Source organism: Streptomyces sp. NBC_00353 (genome assembly GCF_036108815.1).
Taxonomy (GTDB): domain Bacteria; phylum Actinomycetota; class Actinomycetes; order Streptomycetales; family Streptomycetaceae; genus Streptomyces.
This window is the reverse complement of the sequence record NZ_CP107985.1, coordinates 7,968,556-7,992,979: the sequence shown is the minus strand read 5'-3', so window position 1 is coordinate 7,992,979 and position 24,424 is coordinate 7,968,556. Positions and strand designations below refer to the sequence as shown.

Below are 24,424 nucleotides of genomic sequence, written 5' to 3'. Positions count from 1 at the left end.
CGATCCGCGCCTGGCAGGCCCAGCGCGCCCCCAGTGCCCCCGTACGCCTCCTCCGGCCCCTGGTGCCCACCCGCAGCCGGTAAGCGCTCCTCGCCGGCTCCACGGGCCCTCTCCGGGCCCCTGTGCGCCTTCGCCGAGCCAGTAGAGTCAGCCGGCATCGGTGGGCGCCCGCTCGCCGGAGGCCAGGGAGCGAAAGCGTGCTGATCCCCCACGACACCCGGATCGCCCTCGACACGGTGGTCGATCTGGTGAACACCGCACCGGAGACCGACCGGCCCGAGGACGAGCGGAACGACGGTCTCGCCGGCGTCGAAGCGCTTTACGAATTCACCCGGCGGCACCGCATCAGCGGCGTGGGCGACCTCGGCGAGAAGGACCTGCGGGCCGTACAGGACGTACGGACCCGCTTCGCCGAGATCTTCGCGACGCAGGACACCCGGATCGCCGCCGGTCTCGTCAACAACCTCGTGGCCGCCGCGGGCACCACACCGCAACTCAGCAACCACGACGGCTACGACTGGCATGTGCATTACTTCGCACCGGACGCATCGATCGCCGACCATCTCGCGGCCGACTGCGGCATGGCGCTGGCCTTCATCGTCGTGGCGGGCGAACTGGAGCGGCTTCGGCGCTGCGAGGCACCGGACTGCCGGGACGCGTTCGTGGATCTGTCCCGCAACCGCTCCCGCCGGTACTGCTCCAGCCGCACCTGCGGTAATCGGCTCCATGTCGCCGCGTACCGGGCGCGCCGCAGGGAAGCGGCCGGCTGACCGCTCACCGCGCGCTCACAGCAGGAAGAGATCGTGCAACGCGGCCATCAGCAGCAGGCTGCCGACCACCGCGAGGAAGATCATCAAAGGGGGCTGGGACAGCGCGAAGAGGCAGCCACGCGGCTCTTCGTCGGGGGGTGCGGGGGCATCGCCCCGGGAGGTGTCCACCATCTCGGGACGATCATGACGCAGGCCGGACCCCGTTGGCGATCAACACGCCTTTTTGTGACGGGAGTTCACTCTCCCCATGACCGGGAAGATTCGCTCCGGCGTCCGATTCGCCGTCACATATTCGGGACCGCGGCCCGCTCTCCCGCCCCCGTACCGCTCAGCCGAGATCGCGCAACATGCGCAGCTGGACGGCCCGGTGGGCCGATGAGCCGCCCTCGTGGTTGTTCCAGGGGTAGACCTCGATCTCCTTCGGGCCCGCCCAGTGGTTGTAGGCGGCGAAGACCGTCGACGGCGGGCAGATGGTGTCCATCAGCGCCACCGAGTAGAGCGCCGGGGCGGTGGCCCGGGCGGCGAAGCTGATGCCGTCGAAGTAGGAAAGCGTACGGAACACCTGCTCGGCGAGGCCGTGTTGGGTGGCGAGGAAACGCACGATCTCCTGGTACGGGTCCTTGTCGGTGATCTCGACGGCCCGCCGGAAGTGGGACAGGAACGGTACGTCGATCAGCGCCGCCTTCACGTGCGGGCTGAGTCCGGCCACCGCCTGGGCGATGCCGCCGCCCTGGCTGCCGCCGTGCACGACGATCCGGTCCGGGTCGACGGACGGGTGGGCACGGGCCACCTCGACGGCGCGTACCGCGTCGGTGAACACGCGCCGGTAGTAGTACGCGTCGGGGTCGAGGATGCCGCGGGTCATGAAGCCGGGCGACTGCGGGTTGGCGCCGCCGTGCGGGTCGGGCGTGGAGCCCGCCGAGTGGCTGTTGACGGCGCCCTGGCCGCGGGTGTCGACGAGCAGGGTGGCCCAGCCGGCCGCGGGCCAGACCAGGTGGTCGTGCGGCAGTCCGCGACCGCCACCGTAGCCGAGGTAGTGGACGACGCACGGGAGGGGACCCTCGGCGCCCGCGGGAACGTTCAGCCAGGCACGTATGCGGTGACCGCCCCAGCCGGAGAAGGTCACGTCGTGTATGTCGACCGTGCTCAACGCCCCGTCGTAAGGCTGGAATTCGGGGTCGAGCGGGAACGCGGACGACTCATCGAGGGTGCGCTTCCAGAAGGCGTCGAAGTCGGCGGGTTCACCGGACTCCGGGCGGTAGTCGCGGAGTTGATCCAGAGGAAGATCGAACAGGGGCACGGCGTCTCCGTTTCGGACATACGGCAAGGAGGGACGGACGGACAGGAACACGGAAGAAAGCAGGTCCCGGGCGCGGACCGGGGAATCGGGCGCCGGCCCGGGTCAGTGCGCCGCCGTGCTGGAGGCGCGCACGACCAGCTCCGGCTGGAGCACCACGCTGCGGTGCTCGTGCGTGCCGTCCTCGTCGTCCGCCTCCTCCAGCAGGAGTTCCGCGGCCAGCCGGCCCATCATGACGGCGGGCTGACGGACCGAGGTGAGCGGTACGGCAGCAGCAGCGGCGAATTCGATGTCGTCGTAGCCGACGATGGCGATGTCCTGCGGCACCCGCACGCCGGCCGCGTACAGCGACTGCAGTACGCCGAGAGCCAGCAGGTCGTTGGCGCAGAACACGGCGGTGGGCCGGGGCACGAGCCCCAGCAGCCGGGCCCCGGCGTCGCGGCCGGCCGCCACGTCCAGGCGCTCGGAGGGGATCTCGACGAGCGCCTCGGGCCCCAGCCCGGCCCCGGCGAGGGCCGACAGGGCACCCTCGCGGCGGTCCCTGATCTGGTGAAGGTCGCCGGGGCCGCTGACGTACGCCACCGCGCGGTGCCCGGCCGAGACGAGGTGGCCGACGGCCAGGGTGCCGCCCCGCACGTCGTCGACGGAGACCGCACAGGTCCCGGTGGAGGATGCGACCCGGTCCACCAGCACGAAGGGGATGCGGTGGCGCCTGAACGCCTCCAGATTGCGGCCGGTCGCATCGGCAGGTGTGACCAGCACACCGCACACCCGCTGCTCGGCGAAGAGCCCCAGATACTCGGCCTCCTCCGCGGGGCTCTGGCCGCTGTTGCAGACCATCACCCCGAGGCCGGCCTGCCGCGCGGCGCGCTCGGCACCCCGGGCCACGTCGACGAAGAACGGGTTGCCCATGTCGAGGACCAGCAGCGCCATGATCCGGCTGCGGCCGGCCCTGAGCTGGCGCGCGGACTCGCTGCGTACGTACCCGAGCTCCTCGATCGCGGCCAGCACCCTGGCCCGGGTCTCCGGCAGCACCGCTTCGGGCCGATTGATCACATTGGACACGGTGCCCACGGAGACTCCGGCCTGCCGGGCCACATCCTTGATCCCTGCCACACGCGCCACTTGCCCTGCCCTACCTGAATTGTTTCAATCCGACCGGGACGCTAGCCCCATCCCCGTAGAGCGTCAAGGATCACGGGAGGGCGCCAAGGATCACATATGAATCGATTCACCATCGATTCATACGTCGCCCCGCCCAGATGGCCTGCCTGCGGGCCGGGTCTCAGATGCCGTGCTTCTTCAGAATGGCCTCGATGTCGCTGAAGTCCTCACCCGCGGCGGTGGCCTGCTGCTTCGGCTTCTCCTTCGCCTGCGGCCGGAGCGCCGGTACGCCACCCCCGAGGGAGGGCGCCGATGCGGCGGGCGCGACGGCGTCACGCTGTGCCGCCTGTGCGGCGGCCTTGCGCTCCTTGCGGGTGCCGACCCCGCGGCGTTCGATCGCGCGCGTGGTCATGAAGAGCAGCCAGGCCAGCCCGAGCAGTCCGAAGCCGAGCCAGACGCTGGGTTTGAAGGCGATGTCGGAGACCCACTGGACGACCCCGGTCAGCACCAGAGCGATCGGGACCAGGGAATAGGCGGCGATCCGGGTCGCGGCCAGGAAGCGCTTCCGGTACGCGGTCACGGCGGCGATGCCCAAGCCCGCCGCGGACACCGCGGAGCAAATGGTCTCGGCAAGCATCGGGGCCTCCAGGCGCGCGGGGAAACGTCCCTTCCATCCTGCACCGCCCACCCGGTGGGTGGCCATGATCCAGGACCACATCAGGGACATTTCAGGGCCGGGATCCTCCCCAGGTGCCGACCGGAGCCCGGTCGGCACACCGAACGGGGCCGGGGCGAATGTCAACCGGGTCCGGGGCGGATGCCGATTGGGATGCGCACTCGCGCCCTGGGAGACTGGCCCCATGAGCGATTCCACCCCCGCAGCCCCGGTCGTCCTCGACGTCTGGTGCGAGCTCCAGTGCCCCGACTGCCACCGCGCCCTCACCGATGTGCACGCCCTTCGCGCCCGGTACGGCGACCGGCTCGACGTGCGCCTGCGACACTTCCCGCTGGAGAAGCACAAGCACGCCTACGCCGCGGCACAGGCCGCCGAGGAGGCCGCGGAGCAGGGCAAGGACTGGCCGTACATCGAGGCCGTGCTCGCCAGGACCGACGAGCTCGGCCGCACGGGCGAGCCGCTGCTGATCGAGGTTGCGCGTGAACTCGGCCTGGATGCCGAGGAGTTCGACACCGCCCTGATCGACGGGCGGCACTTGCTGATGGTCGACGCCGACCAGGCCGAGGGGAAGGCCATCGGCGTGACCGGCACCCCCACGTATGTGATCGGCGGCGAGACACTGGACGGCAGCAGGAATCAGGACGGGCTGCGCGAGCGGATCGAGGAGATCGCCGACCGGCTGCTGGCCGAGCAGGCCTGACGGCACTCTGCGCAGCCGGCGCGGACCTGCCGAGGCGGCTACAGGGCCTTGACGAGGTTGTACAGGATCACTTCGTAACCGAGCGACTCGTACAGCCGGACCGCCGGCGTGTTGGACGAGAGGACGTGCAGACCGATCCGCTCGTGCCCGGCGTCCAGCGCGATGCGTTCCGCCTCGAGCATCAGCGCCCGGCCGAACCCCCGGCCGAGGAAAGCCTCCCGCACCTCGACGTCGAAGACGTACCCGACCACCGTCCCCGGGTGCATCTCGAACCGTGACACCCAGACATGTCCCACGGTCCCGTCGTCCTCATGGACCAGGGTGTGCAGATGCGTGCCCTCCGTGGCGAGTCCGTGCGGCAGATACGTCCGGTGGGAGATCTCGGCCTTCCGCATGGCCTCGACCTCCGGGACGCCGCGGGCGATCCAGGTCTCCGCGTAAGCGGTGATCGCGGTGCTCTCCCACTGTGCGAACTCCTCCGGCGTCATCGGTCGCCCGGTGACTCCGTCCGGCAGTACGGGAGGGTTCTGCGGCAGATCCTTGATCATGTTCTTGCTGCGCTCGGTGTACCCGAGCGCAGCAGCGAGCCGCTGTCCGGCTGTGCTGTCCGCTCCCACCGAGAACTCCAGCCGGGAGCAACCCCAGCCGCGCAGCACTTCCTCGGCGGCGAGTGCGGCAATGGTGCCGCGGCCGCGCCTTCGGTTCGGTTCGTCGATCCGCAGGGAGCGGAGCACCCCTGCCGTCGCTCCGAATCCCGGGTCGGTGCCGATCTCGACGACGCCGACCGGGCGTCCGTTGTCGCACACGTCGTACGCGCGGGTCCTCGCGCCGTCGGCGCCTTGCTGGATCGGCCCGGTCGGCCGGAGGGTCGTGGTCATCACCGGTGTTCTATCCGCTGAGACGCGGCCCGTCACCTGATTTCGCGGATCCGGCCGGGGGACGGATCGCGCTCACGGATCGAGGTCGTGCCCGGCGCGCTCGTCGAATACCCTCATGGCCTTCGCCGTCACGGGTCCCGGCGTGCCGGGCAGCTCCCGGCCGTCGATCCGGTGGACGGCCTGGACATCCCGCAGGCTCGAGGTCACGAACACCTCCTCGGCGTGCTCCAGCACATCCATGGACAGTTCGGTCTCGTGCGCCCCCGCCCACTCGACGACCAGCGCGCGGGTGATCCCGGCGAGGCAGCCGGAGGAGACCGGCGGGGTGTGCAGCTGCCCGTCGAGGACGACGAAGACATTGGTTCCGGTGCCTTCGCAGAGCTGCCCGACAGTGTTGGCGAAGAGCGCCTCCGAGGCGCCCCGTTCATGGGCGCGGGCGAGTGCGACGACATTCTCCGCGTACGAGGTGGTCTTGAGCCCGGCGAGCGCGCCTCGCTCGTTGCGTGTCCAGGGGACGGTGATCACGGCGGTGGTGTCGTGGCGTCGGGTGGATTCCCCGAGGGCGACGACGAGGCCCGCCCCGTCGTTGCCACGGTCGGAGCCGAGCGGGGAGAGCCCGCCGGTGTACGTGATGCGCAGCCGTCCGAGCTCCATGGGGTTGGCGTCGATGACCGCGGCGCAGGCCCGGCGCACTTCGTCGAGGTCGGGGTCCGGCAGGCCGAGGCCGCGGGCCGAGCGGGTCAGCCGGTCGAGGTGCCGGGTGAGGGCGAAGGGCCGGCCGGCGGAGGTCTTGACGGTCTCGAAGATGCCGTCGCCCACGGTCAGTCCGTGGTCGAACACGGACACCCTGGCGTCGGCCTCGTCGCGCAGTGCGCCGTTGACCCAGATCCTCATCACGCGGTCCTTTCAGTCGCTCGGTGAGCGCCCGACGCTACAGCGAGCAGCCGGGCCGCCTTCAGCTCGGTCTCGTCCCATTCACGTTCCGGGTCGGAGCCCCAGGTGATGCCGGCGCCGGTGCCGAACCGGAGGACCGGGGCGGCTTCGGTGCGGTCGACCCAGAAGGTCCGGATACCGACGGCGAGGCCGGCGGTGGAGCGGTCTGCGTCGACCCAGCCGATACCGCCGCAGTAGGGGCCGCGGGGCGCGGTCTCCAGTGACTCGATGATCCGGAGGGCGCTGGACTTGGGTGCCCCGGTGACCGAGCCGGGCGGGAACGCGGCGGCGAGCAGTTCGGGCCAGCCGACGCCGTCGGCGAGGTGGCCGCGCACGGTGGAGACGAGATGGACGAGTCCCGGGTGCTTCTCCACCACGCAGAGGTCGGGGACGGTGACCGATCCGGTGGCGCAGACCCGGCCCAGGTCGTTGCGGACCAGGTCGACGATCATCACGTTCTCGGCGTGGTCCTTCTCCAGCAGATCGGCTTCGGTGCGGCCGGTGCCCTTGATCGGTCCGGACTCGACGGTCCGGCCGTCCCGCTTCAGGAAGAGTTCGGGGGACGCGGTGGCGACCTCCACGCCGTGCGCGGGCAGCCGGATCGTTCCTGCATAGGGGGCGGGGTTGCCGAGTGCCAGCAGCGCGGTGAGGGCGTCGACGTCCGCGGCAGCCGGGTCCGGCAGCACCGCGGTCATCACCCGGCAGAGGTTGGCCTGGTAGACCTCGCCCGCCGCTATGTACTCCCGGATTCGACGTACTCCGGCGGTGTACGCGGCCCGGTCCAGGGACGAGACCCAGTCGCCGGCTCCGGGGCCGCGCCAGGCCCCGGGCACGGGTGCGGGCACCGGCGCGGACCGTACGGTGCCGAAGCGGGCGCAGACGAGACCGCCCTCGAAATCGGCGCATACGGCCCAGAAGCCGGACGAGTCGAGGGCGGCGGGATCACTGGTCACATCCTGCAGATCGGACGCGATGAGGCCGTCGAAGCGGGCCATTGGAGCGAGGTCGTGCACGTTGCTGAGTCTAGGACGGCCCGCGGTGACCTGCGCCGGGGCGAACGCACCGCAGCACGCTGCACAAACGCGTTTTTGTACTGGCCCGGGAATCCGCTAGAGTTCAACACGTCGCCGGGACACGCAAGTGGAACGGAAACGACAAGCGGACGTGGCTCAGTTGGTAGAGCATCACCTTGCCAAGGTGAGGGTCGCGAGTTCGAATCTCGTCGTCCGCTCGAAGTGGGGGATCTTTTCCCGAACCCCTGCACTCCTGGTGGAGTGGCCGAGAGGCGAGGCAACGGCCTGCAAAGCCGTCTACACGGGTTCAAATCCCGTCTCCACCTCCAAGGACGATTAGCTCAGCGGGAGAGCGCTTCCCTGACACGGAAGAGGTCACTGGTTCAATCCCAGTATCGTCCACTGGTCCGCAAGGATCCCCGCGCGATTAGCTCAGCGGGAGAGCGCTTCCCTGACACGGAAGAGGTCACTGGTTCAATCCCAGTATCGCGCACGCTGTACACGCAGGTTCACTCTGCGCGATTAGCTCAGCGGGAGAGCGCTTCCCTGACACGGAAGAGGTCACTGGTTCAATCCCAGTATCGCGCACCAGCCGAAGCCCCGGTCGTCTCGACGACCGGGGCTTCGTCGTTTCCGCGGTGGGCTCGACCGACCGGGGTCAGCCGGTGAAGAGTTGGGTGGCCTTACGGATCAGTTCGTACAGCCCGTAGGCGAACGGCAGGGCGACCCAGAGCCAGACAACGGCAGTGAGTGTTCTACGACTGCTGGTGTACACGGGTCTTCCTCTCCGCTGCCTCGTGGAAGCGTGGGTGGACGGGGCGCACGAGCTCGTTGGCGGCGAAGCCGACGATCAGCAGTCCGATCATGATCGTCAGCGATGTCGTGTACAGGTCGGACCCACTGCGGCCCGCACGCTCGCCCGCGTCGGCCACCCAGTTGACGATCAGCGGGCCGAGGACGCCGGCGGTGGACCAGGCAGTCAGCAGCCGGCCGTGGATGGCGCCGACCTGATACGTGCCGAAGAGGTCCTGCAGATAGGCGGGGATCGTGGCGAATCCGCCTCCGTAGAACGAGAGAATCACCAGCGCGCAGCAGATGAAGAGCGGCTTGGAGCTGCCGAACTGGACGATCGTGAGGTACATCAGCGCGCCGACACCCAGGTAGATGCGGTACATGTTCTTGCGGCCGATGAGGTCCGAGGTCGAGGACCACAGGAGCCGGCCGGTCATGTTGGCCAGGGAGAGCAGGGCGACGAAGCCTGCCGCGGCGGAGACCGTGACCGGGGCCGAGGTGCCCGTGAAGAAGTCCGAGATCATGGGAGCGGCCTTCTCCAGAATGCCGATGCCCGCGGTGACGTTCATGCAGAGCACCACCCACAGACACCAGAACTGCGGTGTCCGCAGCGCGTTGCGGGCGGACACCTGAGCCGTGGTGACGAGGCGGCGGGGCGCCGCCTCCGACCGGTGGCCGGCCGGGAGCCAGCCGTCCGGCGGCACCCGGACAAGGAGGACGCCGAGCGCCATGAAACCGGCGTAGGCGAGACCGTGGACCAGGAAGGCAGTGGCGATTCCCGCGCTGTCGGTACCGAAGGCTTCGAGCATCCCGGTCGACCAGGGCGAGGCGATCAGCGCTCCGCCGCCGAAGCCCATGATGGCGATGCCGGTGGCCATGCCGGGACGATCGGGGAACCACTTGATGAGTGTGGAGACCGGCGAGATGTAGCCGATGCCGAGTCCGATACCGCCGATGAAGCCGTAACCGAGGACGACCAGCCAGAACTGATCGGTGGCAACGCCGAGGGCGGCGACGAGGAAGCCCGAGGAGAAGCAGACGAGGGAGACGAACATCGCCCAGCGCGGCCCGTTGCGTTCGACGAGGGTGCCGCCGAAGGCCGCGGAGAGGCCGAGCATGACGATGGCGAGTTGGAAGGGAAGGGCGCTGGCGGTACCGGAAAGGCCGAGAGCCGACTCGAGCGGGGGCTTGAACACGCTCCAGGCATAGGCCTGCCCGATCGAGAGATGCACCGCGAGGGCGGCGGGCGGGACTAGCCAGCGGCTCCAGCCGGGTGGCGCGACGGTCCGGGACCTGTCGAGGAAGGTCATGGGCCGGAACTTTAAGGATCAACCATGTCGGTGCCTAGATGTCCGACAAGACTTTGTCGACGGTATGCACTACGGCCGGGCCGGGCCGTGCGCGCTGCGGGCCCGGACACCGTGCGTCCGGGCCCGCAGCATGGCGTCGGCCCGATCAGGACGAGAAGAGCATGTGGCCGAAGCTCTTGTGCCGGTGGTGACCGCCGTGATGGCCGCCGTGGTGCTGCGGAGCGCCCCAGGCGGGGGCGGGTGCGGCCGGGTAGGCCTGAGGGGCCGGCGGCACGGGCGGCGCCTGCTGCGTCCACTGCGCCTCGATGCGGGTCAGGGACTCCAGCTCGCCGTAGTCGAGGAATATCCCCCGGCAGCCGCTGCACTGCTCGATCTGGATGCCATTGCGGTTGTATGTCTGCATCTGCGCGTGGCACTTGGGACACTGCATGGTCGGCTCAGCTCCTCGCCGTCGGTTCGCCGTCCCGGAATTCATGCCCGGAGACGATCGGTTCACCCTACGACGAGTGTTCGGCGGCCAACTCGTGCGGGAGGGACGCAATTCGGGCACAGGCGTCGATCATCATCTGTTCCACTTCATCCGGAGTTCTCCCCTCCGCGGCAGACTTGGCGAACGCCAGCGCGGCGGTCTGCACCGTCAGGGCGCGGGCCGGGACGTCCAGGTCGGGCCAGGGGTCGCCGTCGGCGCGTACGGCCGGCCCGTCGGCCGCCCGGTAGGCGTCCAGGAAGCGCAGCCAGACGTCGGGAGACAGCAGCCCGGCCGCGTACCAGGCGGCGGGGCGCGCGAGGTCCCAGGCGGGGTCACCGAGGCCCAGGTCGTCGACGTCGATCAGCAGCCAGGGCCCGTGCGGGGCGGGGTGGCGGACGAGCTGGCCGAGATGCAGATCGCCATGGCAGAGGAAGCGCGAGCGGTGCGGAGGCGCGACGTCCTCGTCGCGGGCCCAGGCGGGCAGCCGCCGCCATGCTTCGCGTACGGGGGCGGTGGCCGGGTCACCGGGCCGGGCCCGGCACATCCGGGCCACGGCGAGTGCGGCCTTCGCGGGGCCGCGCATCGCGGGGAACGCCCGCCGCACGGCCCGGGGCGGGGTCGGCGGTGCGGTGCGGTGGAGCCGGGCCAGGAGGACGGCGGCCTCTTCCCAGGGGGCGGCGTCGGGGTCTGCGGGGTCGACAGGTTCGCCGTGCGGCCACAGGGTCACGGAGCGGCCGTGCACCGTGGAGTTGGGGGCGGCGGGCCCGGCGGGCCGGGGTACGGGTGGCAGGAGGATGCCGGTCAGCGCGGGGGACGCGGCGAGGGCGAGGCGGGCGGCCAGGGCCGTGGTGTCGGTGTCCGGGGCGTGGGCCTTCGCGACCACCGGACCGCTGCGGACGACCGTGCCGTCGGCGCGGTCCGCGAGCACGGTCGGTGCCGGGCAGGTGCACGGCGCCTCGGCACCCGTGGGCGGGTGGGCCGCGTCATGAGCGAGGGCGCCCAGCGCACGGACGACTGCGGTGGTCACGGTCTCCCCCGGTGGCAGCAGGTGCGGCCCGGTTCCGCCCGGGCCCGCCGATGAGCGTACGCGCCGCAGCGCACGCCGTGATGCGGCGCCGAGTGCCTCCGGGCAGTGCCGCGGCCGGGGGCGCGGCGGCCGGGCGCGAGGGACCCCGGAAAGCGCGATGTCCGGTCAGCTCCCCAGCTGACCGGACAAACGCTGCCGTCCGCCGCACCCCCGTCCCCACGGGGCTGTTGGCCCGATGTCCCGGTCCGGACCGCTCTTCCGGACCCGGGGCGCCGCTCAGCGCCCCAGCATCACACCCACGGACGACGCCTGTGTGACCACTGCGTCCCAGCCGCCGAAGACGACTACGAGCAGGGCCGCCAGAGGAAGAACCATGGCCGTCGCCACCAGCGGGTGGCGCGTACCGGACGACGGGCGGCTGCCGAACGCGGCATGTGCCCTGCGCCCCTGCGTACGGATCATCGTCCGCGCTGCCGTGTCCGCCATGGTTCCTCTCCTGACCTGTTGTGGGAGCGGCGGGCATCTGACCTCGGGGGACGAGTGCAACGCCCGCCGCTCGACTTCAACATTAGGGACGGCCGGGGCGCAGGTCGTCATGCCCGCGTATCGAATGCCGGGCCTCCCGGAGGATGAGCCGTCGGTGCTCGGCGTACTCCCCTGGGTGGAGATCGGGCACTAGACCTTGGGGTCTTCCCGGAGGGGGCGCTCGGATGCGTCCTCCCGGGGGACCGGTTGTTCGACCAGGGCGAGCACCCTGGCCGCCATGAAGCGGGCGGTGCGGACCACGGAGCCGTTGCGAGTGACTTCACTCACTTCGACCACCCCTCGGCGGACGGCCGTCTCCACCCGGCGACCGGCTCTGCCGGCCACCACTTCGTAGGTACGCGTCGTGTCCCCGGCGTCCACGACTATTTCGACTCGATCGCCCTTCACTGATCCAATCCCCCTTCTGCGACGGACCTTTGAGATCTCGCACGGGCCGGGGAGCGTGGATCCGCGGCTCCCTGACCACCCTTCAAGTTTCCCACCCGGCACTGACAATCGATGGGCGGGCGAGGGCGCGGCCTCTGAGCGCGCCGGGCCACGGGTACGTAAGCTGTGCCACGTCAGGCGGACCAGGCAGCGGGGATGGGCAGACATGGCGATGATGCGGCTCCGGCGCGAGGACCCGCGTGTCGTCGGCTCGTTCAGGCTGCACAGACGACTCGGAGCGGGCGGCATGGGTGTCGTCTATCTGGGTTCGGACCGGCGCGGCCAGCGGGTGGCGCTCAAGGTGATCCGCCCGGATCTCGCCGAGGACCAGGAGTTCCGTTCGCGTTTCGCGCGCGAGGTGTCGGCGGCGCGGCGGATCCGCGGCGGCTGTACGGCACGTCTGGTGGCGGCCGATCTGGAGGCGGACCGACCGTGGTTCGCCACGCAGTACGTCCCCGGCCCCTCACTGCACGACAAGGTGGCCGAGGAGGGTCCGCTGTCGGCGGCCGAGGTGGCGTCGATCGGGGCGGCGCTCTCCGAGGGGCTGGTGGCGGTGCACGAGGCCGGTGTCGTCCACCGTGATCTGAAGCCGTCGAACATCCTCCTCTCCCCCAAGGGCCCCCGGATCATCGATTTCGGCATCGCCTGGGCGACCGGGGCGAGCACGCTCACGCACGTCGGTACGGCCGTGGGCTCGCCCGGGTTCCTGGCGCCCGAGCAGGTGCGGGGCGCGGCGGTCACGCCCGCGACGGACGTGTTCTCGCTCGGTGCCACGCTGGCGTACGCGGCGATGGCCGACTCGCCTTTCGGGCACGGCAGTTCCGAGGTGATGCTGTACCGCGTGGTGCACGAGGAACCGCAGTTGTACGACGTGCACGACGCGCTGGCGCCGCTGGTGAGCGCCTGTCTGGCGAAGGATCCGGAGGAGCGGCCGAGCACGCTTCAACTCTCCATGCGGCTCAAGGAGATCGCGGCCCGCGAGGCGCAGGGGCTGCACGAGAGCCGGCCGCCCGCGCAGCGCTCGGCGCAGGAGCTGGACCGGCCGACCGGCCGGCTCGACGGCCCGTACACCGAACAGCAGACCCGGCGTGCGGCGAGCGCTCCGGCGCCGCGTCCGCAGGGCCGGCAGACGGCGCCCTCGCGCACCGCGTCGCCCCGTACCGGCGGCTCGCGGCCGCAGCCGCCTCGCAACACCACGCGCTCCGGCAAGCGCCCCCAGGCCACCAACGGGACGAACGGCACGAAGGGGCGTCCGGGAACCCGGCCCGGGACGCGTACGACATCGACGGGCCGGCGTCCGGCCAACCCGCGGCTGCTGCGGCAGCGTCTTGTCGTCTTCGTCGTGGTGACACTGCTGGTGGCGCTGGGGATCGCGGCGGCGCAGGGTTGCCAGGGACCGGCCCGTGGGCTGGGCGCCACACAGGCCCCGGAACAGCAGGAACAGCAAGCAGTGCAGGAACAGCATCAGGGGCAGCGCCTGCTGCCCCGGCAGTAGGCGCCGGCAAGCAGCCGGTCAGTCCTGCGGGCGGCCCGTGGCCACCGCGTAGAACGCGACGGCGGCGGCCTCGCCCATCCGGCGGCGCTGCGGAAGTTGACGCCCGCGATCTTTCCGAGGTCAGGCAGACCTCGGCCGTGTGGCGTAGAAGGCCACCGCTGAGGCCGCCGCGACGTTCAACGAGTCGACTCCGGCTTCCATCGGGATGCGGACGTGTTCGTCTGCCGAAAGGAGCGCTTCGGTGGTCAGCCCGTCCCCTTCGGTCCCGAAGATGAGCGCCAGCTTCTCGTAGTCCCGCGAGGCGAGCTCGTCGAGGGTGATCGACTGCTCGCTGAGGCAGAGCGCGGCCGTTATGTAGCCAGCCTCCCGGAGGAGCGCAACATCTTTCGGCCAAGACTCCAGCCGGGTCCACGGGACCTGGAAGACTGCCCCCATCGAGACCTTCACGGCCCGCCTGTACAGGGGATCCGCGCATCGCGGAGTGAGGAGGATTGCGTCGACTCCGAGGGCTGCCGCGCTACGGAAGGCCGCCCCGAGATTGGCGTGATCGACGATATCTTCGAACACCGCGATGCGCTGACCTGTAGTCCCTTGCAGACCTAGCAGTTCGTCGGCCGCCGGCAGTGGTTTGCGCTGCATGGAGGCGAGCGCGCCACGGTGCACGTGGTAGCCGGTGACGCGCTCGGCGAGCTCCGGGCTGACCGCGTAGACCGGGGCCGGGACCTCGTCGATGACGTCGCGCATCAGGTCGACCCATTTCGCCGAGAGCAGCATGGACCGCATCTCGTACCCGGCGTGCCTGGCGCGTCTGATCACCTTCTCGCCCTCGGCGATGAAGAGGCCCTCGGCGGGCTCTCGCCTGCGCCGGAGTTCGACGTCGGTCAGGCCAGTGTAGTCGCGCAGGCGCGGGTCGTCGGGGTCGTCGACGGTGATGAGATCTGCCACAGGTTGATACTGCCTTGTCCGGTGTGTGGTGCCAACGGCTTGGAAGAAGATCTGTTACCGCTGGTTACTCGGCGGGGTTCGGAAGGGTGGCCGCACCGACCGCGACGACGTCACCGATGACGATCACGGCCGGGGGGCGGACCTCTTCGGCGGCGGCCCGTTCGCCGACGGTCGCGAGGGTCGCGTCGACCCTGCGCTGCGCCGCCGTGGTGCCCTCCTGGATCAGGGCGACCGGTGTCCCGGGCGACTTGCCGTGAGCGATGAGGGCCCTGGCGATGGCGCCGATCTTGTCCACGGCCATCAGCAGCACGAGGGTGCCGCGCAGCTGCGCGAGGGCCGCCCAGTCGACCAGCGAGCGCTCGTCGTCGGGGGCGACATGGCCGCTCACGACGGTGAACTCGTGGGCGACCCCGCGGTGGGTGACGGGGATTCCGGCCGCGCCGGGTACGGAGATCGAGCTGGAGATGCCGGGGACGACGGTGCACGGGATGCCTTCGGCGGCGAGCGCCTGTGCCTCCTCCATGCCCCGGCCGAAGACGAACGGGTCGCCGCCCTTGAGCCGGACGACGGCCTTGCCCGCCTTGGCGTGCTCGATGAGCGCCTGGTTGATCGCCTCCTGCGCCATGAAGCGGCCGTACGGGATCTTCGCGGCGTCGATCACCTGGACATGCGGCGGCAGTTCGTCGAGCAGGTCGCGCGGGCCGAGCCGGTCGGCGATGACGACATCGGCCTCGGCGAGGAGGCGCCGCCCGCGCACGGTGATCAGGTCGGGGTCGCCGGGGCCGCCGCCGACCAGGGAGACACCGGGGGTGGGGCGGGTGCGGTGGTGCGGGGCGGCGAGCGTGCCGTCGCGCAGACCCTCGACGATGGCGTCGCGGACGGCGGCGGAGTGGCGCGGGTCGCGGCCCTGCGCGTCGGTGGAGAGGACGGCGACGGTCACACCCTCGCTGCGGCCGGTGGCCGGGGTCCAGGCGGTGGCTACATCGGCGTTGTCGCTGCGCACGCACCAGGTGCGGGTGCGCTCGGCCTCGGCGGACGCGGCCTCGTTCGCGGCGGCGTCGTCGGAGGCGATCAGCGCGTACCAGGTGTCGGTGAGGTCCCCGTCCTCGTACCGGCGGCGCTCCCAGTGGATCTCACCGGCGTCGGCCATCGCCTCGACGGACGGCGTCGCGGACGGCGATACGAGGGTGATGTCGGCGCCCGCCGCGATGAGTGCGGGGAGGCGGCGCTGCGCGACCTGACCGCCGCCGACAACGACGACGCGGCGCCCGCTCAGGCGCAGTCCGACGGGGTACGCGGGGTGATCGGCGTGCTCGGCCATGGCGGTGCGGGCTCCTCGGGCGATACGGGGTGCGTGCGGGCCGCTACGGCGGTGGAGCGGCTGTGACGTGCGGTTTTGTGGGGTGTGGGTCCACGATACGGGGTGCGGCGGGGCGGGCCGCCGGGGCGGGTGGGGACCGCTGTGCGGTGCTCTCCCCTGCCCACCCCTTTCCGGGAACCGGGGCTGTGCCCCGGCCCCCGCGCCTCAAGCGCCGGTGAGGCCGACCATGGCCGGGCGCTACTTCTCGGTGACGCCCGCCGAGTCGAACGTCGCCACCTCGTGCATCGCCCGCGCCGCACTCTGCACGATCGGCAGCGCCAGCAGCGCACCCGTGCCCTCGCCGAGGCGGAGGTCGAGGTCGATCAGCGGGCGCAGGCCCAGCTTGTTGAGCGCGGCGACATGGCCGGGCTCCGCGCTGCGGTGACCGGCGATGCATGCGGCGAGGGCCTCGGGGGCGATCGCCCGGGCGACCAGGGCCGCGGCGCCCGCGCTCACCCCGTCCAGGACGACGGGCGTACGCAGCGACGCACCGCCCAGCAGGAATCCCGCCATCGCGGCGTGCTCGAGGCCGCCGACCGCGGCAAGTACGCCGATCGGGTCGGACGGGTCGGGCTGGTGCAGTTCGAGGCCACGACGGACCACGTCGACCTTGCGGGCGTGCATCTCGTCGTTGATCCCGGTGCCACGACCGGTCACCTCGGCCGGGTCCATGCCCGTGTACACGCAGATCAGCGCGGCGGACGCGGTGGTGTTGGCGATGCCCATCTCACCGGTCAGCAGGCCCTTGTTGCCCGCTGCCACCAGATCGCGGGCGGTCTCGATGCCGACCTCGATGGCCGCGAGGACCTCTTCACGGGTGAGGGCCGGCCCGGTCGTGAAGTCGGCCGTTCCCGCACGCACCTTGCGCGGCAGCAGGCCGGGGGTCGCGGGCAGCTCCGTGGCCACGCCGACGTCGACGACGCACACCTCGGCGCCGACCTGGGACGCGAATGCGTTGCAGACCGCGCCGCCGCCGAGGAAGTTGGCGACCATCTGGCCGGTGACCTCCTGCGGCCACGCGGTGACGCCCTGGGCGTGCACCCCGTGGTCCCCGGCGAAGATCGCGACAGCCGCGGGCTCCGGGATCGGCGGCGGGCACATCCGGGAGAGACCCGACAGCTGCGCGGAGATGATCTCCAGCATGCCGAGCGCACCCGCCGGCTTGGTCATCCGCTTCTGGCGTTCCCAGGCCTCGCCGAGCGCCTTGGCGTCCAGCGGACGGATGTTGGAGATGGTCTCCTGCAGCAGGTCGTGCGGCTCCTCGCCGGGCAGCGCGCGGCGACCGTACGTCTCCTCGTGGACGACCCAGGACAGCGGGCGCCGCTTGGACCAGCCCGCCTGCATCAGCTCGGGCTCCTCGGGGAACTCGTCGACATAACCGACACAGAGGTACGCGACGACTTCGAGGTGCTCGGGCAGGCCGAGGGCCCGGACCATCTCCCGCTCGTCGAAGAAGCTGACCCAGCCGACGCCGAGACCCTCGGCGCGGGCGGCGAGCCACAGGTTCTCGACGGCGAGCGCCGAGGAGTACGGGGCCATCTGCGGCTGGGTGTGCCGGCCGAGGGTGTGGCGGCCGCCGCGGGTGGGGTCCGCGGTGACGACGATGTTCACCGGGGTGTCGAGGATGGCCTCGATCTTCAGTTCCTTGAACTGCTTGGCCCGGCCCTTGGGCAGCGATTTGGCGTACGCGTCGCGTTGACGCTGCGCCAGTTCGTGCATGGAACGGCGGGTCTCCGCGGAGCGGATGACGACGAAGTCCCAGGGCTGCGAGTGGCCTACGCTGGGCGCCGTGTGCGCCGCCTCGAGGACGCGGAGCAGCACCTCGTGCGGGATGGGGTCGCTGCGGAAGCCGTTACGGATGTCGCGACGTTCGCGCATGACGCGGAGCACGGCTTCGCGCTCGGCGTCGTCGTACCCGGAGGCGGCGGCGCGGTCGGGAGTCTCCGCGGCAGGCTGCGGCGTCTCGGCCACCGGGGCCTCCTCGGCAGGGATCCGGACCGGCTCCGTGGGCTCCTGGTCCGGCGCGGGCGCCTCGACGTCCGGGCCGGCGTCGGTGGGCGTGACGTCCGGGGTCTCGATGACCTCGGGGCCGGTCTCGGGTTCGGGCACGAGGACCGGTTCGGGGGCGGTCCCGGTGGCGGGCGCGAGGACGGGTTCCTCCGGAGCGGCGACCGGCTCCGGCGCGGCTACGGGTACGACGTCGGGCTCGGCCACTACGACGGCCTCGGGCACGACGACGGGCTCGGGGACGACCACCGGCTCCGGCGCGGGGACCGGTTCGGGCGCGGGCACTTCGGCCACAGCAGGCGCGGCCGTGACGGGCTCGGGGGTCTCGACAACCGGGGCCTGTACCGGCTCGATGGCGATCGCGACCTGCTCGGGCCGGGCCTGGGGCTCCGGAACGGCTACGGGTTCGGGCGCGGGCGCCGGCTCGACGACGGCTTCCGGCTGCGCGACCTGCTCGGTGACGACCTGCTCCACGACCGGCGTCGGGGCCAGGTGCGGAGTCGTCGGCACGGATCCCTCCACGGGCACGAACCGGCCCATGGACGCGCCGTCCACATAAGCCTCGGCAGCGGCGGGTACGGCCTCCGGGGCGACCTCGGCCGGCTGTGCGACCTGCATCGGCTCGGCAACCGGCTCCGGGACGACCGTTTCTGCGGCCGCTTCCGCGGTCACGGCTTCCGTCTGCACCGCCACGGGCGCAGGGACCTGCTCCGGTACGTGGGCCGCCCACGGGCTGCCGGCCTGCGGCGGGATCTCGCCGAGCTGCGGGCCCGGCAGGTCGAGGTACTCGGGACCGGTGGTGGGCGGTCCCGCGTGCCGTGCGGACATCGGGGTCTGTGGCGCCTCCGCGGGTCCGCGGTCGGCGAGCGAACGGACCACACCGCCGGTCGGCGTCCCGCCGTACGACGGGGTCTCGCCCGAGGCCGGGCCGCGGTGCAGCGGCCGGCGCACGGGGGCGGCCGCAACCGGTGCGGCAACGGAGACCGGTGCCGGCATGCGTACGCCATTGAGATCGACGGCGCCCGAGTCACGGCCGCCGGACTCGTGCGTGCCCTGCCCGGTCTCGGTCATCGCTCCGGCCACGGCCTGCTGCACGGCGTACACGGCCGGGTCCGGTGCCTCCTGGACCTGCACGGGTCCCTGGGCCTGCATGGCCTGCACACCGCCGACGTAGCCCTGCGGCTGCGCCTGGTACGCGGCCTGCCCCTCCGGCGGGGCCGGTGCCTGTACTGCGCCGCCGCCCACCGGCTCACCGGGAGCCGGTGCGACCTGCGGTTCGCTCCAGGCGCCCTGCGGGCTCGGCATCAGCAGAAGATCGTCGTCCTCGGACGCATGCTCGGAGGGAGCGAGGAAGGTGTACGCACCCGGGGCGGGGTTGCCCGGCTGCTCCACCATGCCTGCGTTCTCCGGCAGTCCCTCGCCCGGGATCTGGCCGGTGTCACTCATGCGTACCCCTCGCCCATCGTCAGTGCTCCTTCGGCCCTTCGCCCGGGACGCCCGAACACGGCACGCCGGCGCTCGTCATGAAGAACGAGCGGGCTCGCCGCGCGGCACGAATCGGTCGCGGACACACATCATTCTCGCGGCCGTTCGCCGCCGCGGCAGGTAGTTCCGCCACGGCTCGCTGTGGACTGCGCCACGTTGCGCATCCCCCGGGTCCGCCGTACCACAACGGGGTCCAAAACGGTCCCCTTTTCCGGACATTGACGAACGAAGCGACGAACGGCCGGGTACGGTACAACGATCGGCCAGCCTACCCCGCGCCGTACGCCGACCGGGTCAGGGGGCGAGGTCCGAGCGCAGCGCTGAGAGCAGAAACACGACCGAGCGTTCGCGCTCCGACCATGCGGTCGTGTCGAGTTCGACGGACTGGAGGAGGGCGCACTCGACGGTGTAGCCGTTCTCGGCGAGTGCCGCACCGAGCGCCTCGGCCTCGTCCCGGGTCGACGCATGGGTGACGATCCGCTCCGGCCTGCGGTCGGCGACAGCGGTGACGACGGGGACGCCGCCGCCACCGATCCGCACGACATCGGGCTCCGGCAGCCGCTCCAGCACGTGCGGGGCGCGGCCCTGGACGACCTGGAGCTGTACGCCGAAGGCCCGGGCCGCGGCCGCCGTCCGGGCGCAGGCGTCCGGGTCGCTGTCGACGGCCAGCACCGCCGCACCGAACCCTGCAGCCTCCACGGCAAGAGCTCCGCTGCCGGAGCCGATGTCCCAGACGAGGTCGCCGGTACGCGGACCGAGGCGGGCGAGTTGGGCGGCCCGCAGCCCCGGGGACTCACCCTCGCCCGACTCCCCTTCGGGGTCCGTCGCGCTGCCGGGGTAGGCGTCCGAGGGCAGTGCCCAGCCGCGTACGCCCTGGGGGTGGCGGCCGGCGATCCAGGAGCCGGTGGACTGCTGCTCGGGGCCGCCACCGATGACGATCACGACGTTCGGGTCGCGCCAGACGTGGTCGGCGGCCTTGTCGGAGGTGACGACGGTGACCTGTTCGCGTGCGGTGCCGAGTTCCTCGCAGATGACGAAGGTGCGATGCACGCCTTCGAGGAGCAGGGCGAGTTCGGCGGGGCCCGCGCCGGGCGAGGTGAGGACGGCGACCTTGTGGTGGGCCCGGCAGACGTTGACGGCGCGGCGCAGGGTGCGGGGGTGGGCGACGACGATCTGGGCGTCCTCCCAGGGCATTCCGGCGCGGGCGAACGCGGTGGCGACGGCGGAGACCGCGGGCACGACTTCGACTTCCAGGCCGTGTTCGGGTGCGCGGAGATTGCGTACGACTCCGAAGAAGCCGGGGTCGCCGTCGGCGAGGACCACGGCGCTGCCGCGGTGGCCGGCGATCCTGCGGGCGGCGAGGTCGATGGAGCCGAGGCGGATCCGTTCGGCGGTTGCCGGGACTTCGGGGAGTGCGAGGTGGTGGGCGGCGCCCGCGACGAGGGTGGCGGCCGAGAGCGCGGCCCCGGCCGCTGCGGTCAGTGGCGAGCCGTCCCAGCCGATCACCGTGACCCGGTCGGCCATCTTTCGTCAGTCTCCTGGAGTTGTCGCAGGTGGGGCTGCCCACGAGCGGCGGGCAGGGTGAGAGTACCTGGTCCCCGACCGGTCCGGACCGGTGCGGTCCCCGGCGTCGGTTCCGGCGTCAGTTCCAGTCGCTGTAGGTGCCGTAGCCGCCTGCGTCCGCCAGCTGCTCGGCGACTCCTTCGAGGTCCTCGGGGAGCAGCCCCCAGACGATCAGATCGGTCCTGATGTCGGTCCAGCCGCCGTCCTCGGTCTGGGTCCTCGCTATCCGGGCGTTGCGCAGGACTCCCTCGCTGATGCAGCCGAGCTTCTGGGCGACCTGCTGTGAGGCGGTGTTGTCGGCGGCGGTGCGCAGTTCGATGCGTTCGAAGCCCTGGTCGCGGAAGAGCCACTGGGCCACGGCGAGCAGGGACTCGGTGGCGTAACCCTCACCTCGGGCCCAGGGCGCGGTGATGTACGCGGCCTCGGTGGCGAGCGTGCGCCAGTCGGTGTTCCGGAGCCGCACCGAGCCGACGAGGCGCTGGGTGAGGAACTCGGTGACGGCGAAGACGATTCCGTCACCGCTGGTGCGCTGCGCGGGGGCGATCCGGCGGACCCAGCGTTCCGCGTCGACCTGGGTGTAGGGGTGGGGTGCCTCCGTCCAGGCGGTGACGAGTTCGTCGTTCATCATCTCGATGTACGCGGGGACGTCCGTCATGTCGAACGGGCGCAGCACCAACCGATCCGTGCTGATGGAGATGGACGGAAAGGTGGAAGTCATGCGCAGCTCCATGCCGAAGACCGTGTAAAGGCACAGCATGCAGCATCGGGCGGACCTTGTGCATGGCCGGGTGGGCACGGCGGAGCCCCGCACACCCCGGTGGGGTGCGCGGGGCTCGGCCACGCGGATGCGGTACGGGTGTCAGGACTTGGCGACGGGGCCGAAGGCCGGGACGACGGAACCCTGGTAGGTGTCCTCGATGAACTTCTTGACCTCGTCGGAGTGGAGCAGCTTGACGAGCTTCTGGACGCGGGCGTCCTTCTCGTTGCCCGCCTTCACGGCGAGGATGTTGGCGTACGGGTTGTCCTCCGCCTTCTCCAGCACGAGGGCATCCTTGGCGGGCTGGAGCTTGGCCTCGATGGCGTAGTTGCCGTTGATGACGGCAGCGTCGACATCGTTCAGGGCGCGGGGCACGGTTGCGGCCTCCAGCTCCTTGAACTCCAGGCCCTTCTTGTCCGTGATGTCGCTGAGCTTGGCGTTGGTGCCGACGCCGTCCTTGACGGTGATCAGACCGTTCGCGGCGAGGAGCTGGAGCGCACGGCCCTCGTTGGTGGTGTCGTTCGGTACGGCGATGGTCTGGCCGGCCTTGATGTCCTTCAGGTCCTTGACCTTCTTGGAGTAGAGGCCGAGCGGCTCCAGGTGCACATTGGCGACCGCGACGATGTGGGTGTTGTTCTTCTTGTTGAAGTCGTCGAGGTACGGCACGTGCTGGAAGAAGTTGGCGTCGACCTGGCCGTTCTCGGTGGCGGTGTTCGGCAGGACGTAGTCCGTGAACTCCTTGACCTCCAGCTTGAGGCCCGCCTTGGCCGCCAGGTTCTTCTTGACGAAGTTCAGGATGTCGGCGTGCGGCGTCGGGGACGCGGCGACGACGAGCGCCTTGGAGGCGTCGGCCTTGCCGCCGGTCTCGCTCTTGGAGGCCGGGTCGGACGACGTGCCGCAGGCGGTGAGGCCGAATGCGAGGGCGGCGGTGGCGGCGGCAGCTGCGGTGATCTTGATGTTCTTACGCACGAAAAGTGCCTCTTTCTGATGGTGATGGTGGTGCGCCCGGACAAGGAGTTCGGGCTTGTGAGCGGAGAGAAAGTCTCAGGAGGCGGTGCGGCCCCGGCGGGCCAGCAGGCGTACGGCCACGTCGCCGATCAGCTGGACCACGGTCACGATGACGATCAGCAGCGCGACGGTGATGAGCATGAACTGGTTGTCGAAGCGCTGGAATCCGTAGGTGACGGCCTTGGAGCCGAGCCCTTCGCCGCCGACCGCGCCGGCCATCGCGGAGTATCCGATGAGCACGATGACGGTGGTGGTGACCGCGGAGACGAGCGACGGCAGGGCCTGCGGCAGCAGGACCTTGCGCACGATCGTCGGGATGGATCCGCCCATCGACTGGACGGCTTCGACGAGCCCGTGGTCGACCTCGCGGACCGCCGTCTCGACGAGCCGGGCGAAGAACGGGATGGCGCCGACGGCGAGCGGCACGATCATCGCGGTCGGGCCGATGAAGGTGCCGACGACCCAGGTGGTGAAGGGGATGAGGGCGATCAGCAGGATGATGAACGGCAGCGAGCGGCCGATGTTCACGATCACGCCGACGACCTTGTTCACCACGGTGTTCTGGAGCAGTCCACCCTTGTCGGTGAGGACCAGCAGTACGCCGAGCGGCAGTCCGACGAGGACGGTGACGACCGCGGACCACAGCACCATGTAGAGGGTGTCGACGGTTCCCTGGGACAGCAGCGGCTGCATTTCGGACCAGGTCACTTGGCCACCTCCTTGGTGAGCGGGGTCTGGGTGAGTGCGGCGGGCGCCTGTGCGGGGATGCCGTCGGCGCCCGCCGTGTCCACGACCTCGGCCTGCAGGCCCTGCTCGCGCAGGAAGCCGATCGGGACGACGTTCTCCTCGAAGCGGCCGGGCAGCTCGATGCGCATCCGGCCGACCTGGTTGCCGCCGACGGTGTCCATCGCGGCGCCCAGGATCGAGATGTCGATGTTGTACGTACGGGAGAGCTGGGAGATCACCGGCTGGGTCGCGGCCTCGCCGTGGAAGGTGACGTCGACGACCGTGCGATCGGGACCGGAGGCCGTACCGCCGACCGGGAACAGCTCGTGGGCCAGTTCGGAGCCGGGGGTGGCGAGCAGTTCGCCGACGGTGCCGGACTCGACGATGCGGCCCTTCTGCATGAGGGCGGCCGAGTCGCAGATCGTCTTGACGACGTCCATCTCGTGCGTGATGAGCAGGACGGTCAGGCCGAGCTGCCGGTTGAGGTCGCGCAGCAGTTGGAGGATGGAGCGGGTGGTCTCGGGGTCGAGGGCGGACGTCGCCTCGTCGGAGAGCAGCACCTTGGGGTCTCCGGCCAGCGCCCGGGCGATGCCGACGCGCTGCTTCTGGCCGCCGGAGAGCTGGCCGGGGTAGGCCTTCGCCTTGTCGGCCAGGCCGACCAGGTCGAGGAGTTCGAGGGCCTTACGGGTGCGGTCGCGACCGGAGACGCCGAGGATCTCCAGCGGGAGCTCGATGTTGTCCTGGACGTTGCGCGAGGCCAGCAGGTTGAAGTGCTGGAAGACCATGCCGATACGGCTGCGCGCCTCGCGGAGCTCCTTGCCGGCCCGGCGGCCCCGGCCCGCGAGGGCGGTGAGGTCCTGGCCGGCCACGGTCACGGTGCCCGAGGTGGGGCGTTCCAGCAGGTTGATGCAGCGGATCAGGGAGGACTTGCCGGCGCCGCTCTGTCCGACGACGCCGTACACCTCGCCCTCCCGGACATGCAGGTCGACGCCGTCCAGGGCGGTGACCTCACGGCCGCGCGACTGATAGACCTTCGTGAGGCCCGTAGTGGTGATCACAGGGGTTTCCGTCACTGTCGAGTGCACGGCGCGGTGTCCGCCGGGCACGGGGCATTCGTCTGAAGAGACTGTTCGGACT

General features: G+C 71.0%; 24 protein-coding genes and 5 tRNA genes. 8 read left to right on the top strand and 21 right to left on the bottom strand.

The annotated features are described in order from the left end of the window. Positions 1-197: 197 nt before the first annotated feature. Entirely contained in the window at positions 198-770 is a 573-nt protein-coding gene (locus OHA88_RS36050) for a CGNR zinc finger domain-containing protein (protein ID WP_328628587.1), read from the top strand. A gap of 15 nt (positions 771-785) precedes the next feature. Here the strand turns inward: OHA88_RS36050 and OHA88_RS36045 are convergent, their stop codons facing one another. From OHA88_RS36045 to OHA88_RS36030, 4 genes are all read right to left on the bottom strand, one after another. Beyond that, positions 786-941, bottom strand: a complete 156-nt coding sequence (locus tag OHA88_RS36045) for a hypothetical protein (RefSeq protein ID WP_176902249.1) — start codon at positions 939-941, stop codon at positions 786-788. 157 nt (positions 942-1,098) lie between these two features. Next, positions 1,099-2,070 (bottom strand): acetylxylan esterase, encoded by a 972-nt coding sequence (locus OHA88_RS36040; protein WP_328628586.1) that lies wholly within the window; start codon positions 2,068-2,070, stop codon positions 1,099-1,101. Positions 2,071-2,172: 102 nt separating this feature from the next. Further along, entirely contained in the window at positions 2,173-3,192 is a 1,020-nt protein-coding gene (locus OHA88_RS36035) for a LacI family DNA-binding transcriptional regulator (protein ID WP_328628585.1), read from the bottom strand. 160 nt (positions 3,193-3,352) lie between these two features. Beyond that, complete coding sequence (locus tag OHA88_RS36030; protein ID WP_267008160.1) at positions 3,353-3,808, bottom strand: hypothetical protein; 456 nt, start codon at positions 3,806-3,808, stop codon at positions 3,353-3,355. 223 nt (positions 3,809-4,031) lie between these two features. Between OHA88_RS36030 and OHA88_RS36025 the strand changes: the two genes are divergently transcribed. Continuing rightward, positions 4,032-4,547 (top strand): DsbA family protein, encoded by a 516-nt coding sequence (locus tag OHA88_RS36025; protein ID WP_328628584.1) that lies wholly within the window; start codon positions 4,032-4,034, stop codon positions 4,545-4,547. A 38-nt stretch (positions 4,548-4,585) separates the two neighbouring features. On the opposite strand, the gene OHA88_RS36020 is transcribed toward OHA88_RS36025, so the two are convergent. From OHA88_RS36020 to OHA88_RS36010, 3 genes are all read right to left on the bottom strand, one after another. Then, positions 4,586-5,425, bottom strand: a complete 840-nt coding sequence (locus OHA88_RS36020) for a GNAT family N-acetyltransferase (protein WP_328628583.1) — start codon at positions 5,423-5,425, stop codon at positions 4,586-4,588. Between the two features lie 72 nt (positions 5,426-5,497). Continuing rightward, positions 5,498-6,319: an aminotransferase class IV gene (locus OHA88_RS36015; RefSeq protein WP_328628582.1), complete on the bottom strand. Its 822-nt coding sequence runs from the start codon at positions 6,317-6,319 to the stop codon at positions 5,498-5,500. Continuing rightward, a complete protein-coding gene (locus tag OHA88_RS36010; protein WP_328629873.1) occupies positions 6,319-7,353 on the bottom strand; it encodes a chorismate-binding protein in 1,035 nt (344 codons plus the stop codon). The genes OHA88_RS36015 and OHA88_RS36010 overlap by 1 nt, the downstream gene beginning before the upstream one ends. A gap of 163 nt (positions 7,354-7,516) precedes the next feature. On the opposite strand from OHA88_RS36010, the gene OHA88_RS36005 reads away from it, so the two are divergent. From OHA88_RS36005 to OHA88_RS35985, 5 genes are all read left to right on the top strand, one after another. Then, positions 7,517-7,589: transfer RNA gene (locus OHA88_RS36005), tRNA-Gly, on the top strand. A gap of 37 nt (positions 7,590-7,626) precedes the next feature. Beyond that, positions 7,627-7,700 (top strand) — tRNA-Cys (locus OHA88_RS36000). 1 nt (position 7,701) lies between these two features. After that, positions 7,702-7,773: transfer RNA gene (locus OHA88_RS35995), tRNA-Val, on the top strand. Between the two features lie 19 nt (positions 7,774-7,792). Next, a tRNA-Val gene (locus OHA88_RS35990) sits at positions 7,793-7,864 on the top strand. 23 nt (positions 7,865-7,887) lie between these two features. Further along, a tRNA-Val gene (locus OHA88_RS35985) sits at positions 7,888-7,962 on the top strand. Between the two features lie 67 nt (positions 7,963-8,029). Here OHA88_RS35985 and OHA88_RS44715 read toward each other — a convergent pair. From OHA88_RS44715 to OHA88_RS35960, 6 genes are all read right to left on the bottom strand, one after another. Next, positions 8,030-8,146, bottom strand: coding sequence for an MFS transporter small subunit (locus OHA88_RS44715; RefSeq protein WP_425896216.1), 117 nt, complete (start codon positions 8,144-8,146; stop codon positions 8,030-8,032). Further along, entirely contained in the window at positions 8,127-9,473 is a 1,347-nt protein-coding gene (locus tag OHA88_RS35980) for an L-lactate MFS transporter (RefSeq protein ID WP_328628581.1), read from the bottom strand. The genes OHA88_RS44715 and OHA88_RS35980 overlap by 20 nt, the downstream gene beginning before the upstream one ends. Positions 9,474-9,618: 145 nt before the next feature. After that, on the bottom strand, positions 9,619-9,903 hold the full coding sequence (locus OHA88_RS35975; protein ID WP_267006168.1) for a TFIIB-type zinc ribbon-containing protein: 285 nt from the start codon (positions 9,901-9,903) through the stop codon (positions 9,619-9,621). Between the two features lie 67 nt (positions 9,904-9,970). After that, positions 9,971-10,969: a phosphotransferase family protein gene (locus OHA88_RS35970; RefSeq protein ID WP_328628580.1), complete on the bottom strand. Its 999-nt coding sequence runs from the start codon at positions 10,967-10,969 to the stop codon at positions 9,971-9,973. Positions 10,970-11,245: 276 nt separating this feature from the next. Beyond that, positions 11,246-11,455, bottom strand: coding sequence for a hypothetical protein (locus tag OHA88_RS35965; RefSeq protein ID WP_030968659.1), 210 nt, complete (start codon positions 11,453-11,455; stop codon positions 11,246-11,248). Positions 11,456-11,644: 189 nt separating this feature from the next. Further along, the gene (locus OHA88_RS35960; RefSeq protein WP_030918716.1) at positions 11,645-11,902 is read right to left on the bottom strand and encodes a hypothetical protein; all 258 of its coding nucleotides are present in this window, start codon (positions 11,900-11,902) and stop codon (positions 11,645-11,647) included. Between the two features lie 205 nt (positions 11,903-12,107). Between OHA88_RS35960 and OHA88_RS35955 the strand changes: the two genes are divergently transcribed. Then, on the top strand, positions 12,108-13,436 hold the full coding sequence (locus tag OHA88_RS35955; RefSeq protein WP_328628579.1) for a protein kinase domain-containing protein: 1,329 nt from the start codon (positions 12,108-12,110) through the stop codon (positions 13,434-13,436). A 120-nt stretch (positions 13,437-13,556) separates the two neighbouring features. Here OHA88_RS35955 and OHA88_RS35950 read toward each other — a convergent pair whose 3' ends face one another. The 8 genes from OHA88_RS35950 to OHA88_RS35915 form a co-directional block, all read right to left on the bottom strand. Beyond that, positions 13,557-14,381: a TrmH family RNA methyltransferase gene (locus OHA88_RS35950; protein ID WP_328628578.1), complete on the bottom strand. Its 825-nt coding sequence runs from the start codon at positions 14,379-14,381 to the stop codon at positions 13,557-13,559. 64 nt (positions 14,382-14,445) lie between these two features. Further along, the gene (gene cobA, locus OHA88_RS35945; protein WP_328628577.1) at positions 14,446-15,702 is read right to left on the bottom strand and encodes a uroporphyrinogen-III C-methyltransferase; all 1,257 of its coding nucleotides are present in this window, start codon (positions 15,700-15,702) and stop codon (positions 14,446-14,448) included. Between the two features lie 237 nt (positions 15,703-15,939). Then, the gene (gene cobT / locus OHA88_RS35940) at positions 15,940-19,194 is read right to left on the bottom strand and encodes a nicotinate-nucleotide--dimethylbenzimidazole phosphoribosyltransferase (RefSeq protein WP_328628576.1); all 3,255 of its coding nucleotides are present in this window, start codon (positions 19,192-19,194) and stop codon (positions 15,940-15,942) included. Positions 19,195-19,527: 333 nt separating this feature from the next. After that, complete coding sequence (cbiE, locus tag OHA88_RS35935) at positions 19,528-20,757, bottom strand: precorrin-6y C5,15-methyltransferase (decarboxylating) subunit CbiE (protein WP_328628575.1); 1,230 nt, start codon at positions 20,755-20,757, stop codon at positions 19,528-19,530. A gap of 118 nt (positions 20,758-20,875) precedes the next feature. Next, positions 20,876-21,553, bottom strand: a complete 678-nt coding sequence (locus OHA88_RS35930) for a GNAT family N-acetyltransferase (RefSeq protein WP_267006160.1) — start codon at positions 21,551-21,553, stop codon at positions 20,876-20,878. Positions 21,554-21,655: 102 nt separating this feature from the next. Next, a complete protein-coding gene (locus tag OHA88_RS35925) occupies positions 21,656-22,522 on the bottom strand; it encodes a MetQ/NlpA family ABC transporter substrate-binding protein (protein WP_328628574.1) in 867 nt (288 codons plus the stop codon). A gap of 75 nt (positions 22,523-22,597) precedes the next feature. Next, a complete protein-coding gene (locus OHA88_RS35920) occupies positions 22,598-23,269 on the bottom strand; it encodes a methionine ABC transporter permease (protein WP_030968645.1) in 672 nt (223 codons plus the stop codon). After that, positions 23,266-24,345, bottom strand: coding sequence for a methionine ABC transporter ATP-binding protein (locus OHA88_RS35915; protein ID WP_328628573.1), 1,080 nt, complete (start codon positions 24,343-24,345; stop codon positions 23,266-23,268). The genes OHA88_RS35920 and OHA88_RS35915 overlap by 4 nt, the downstream gene beginning before the upstream one ends. Positions 24,346-24,424: the final 79 nt, after the last annotated feature.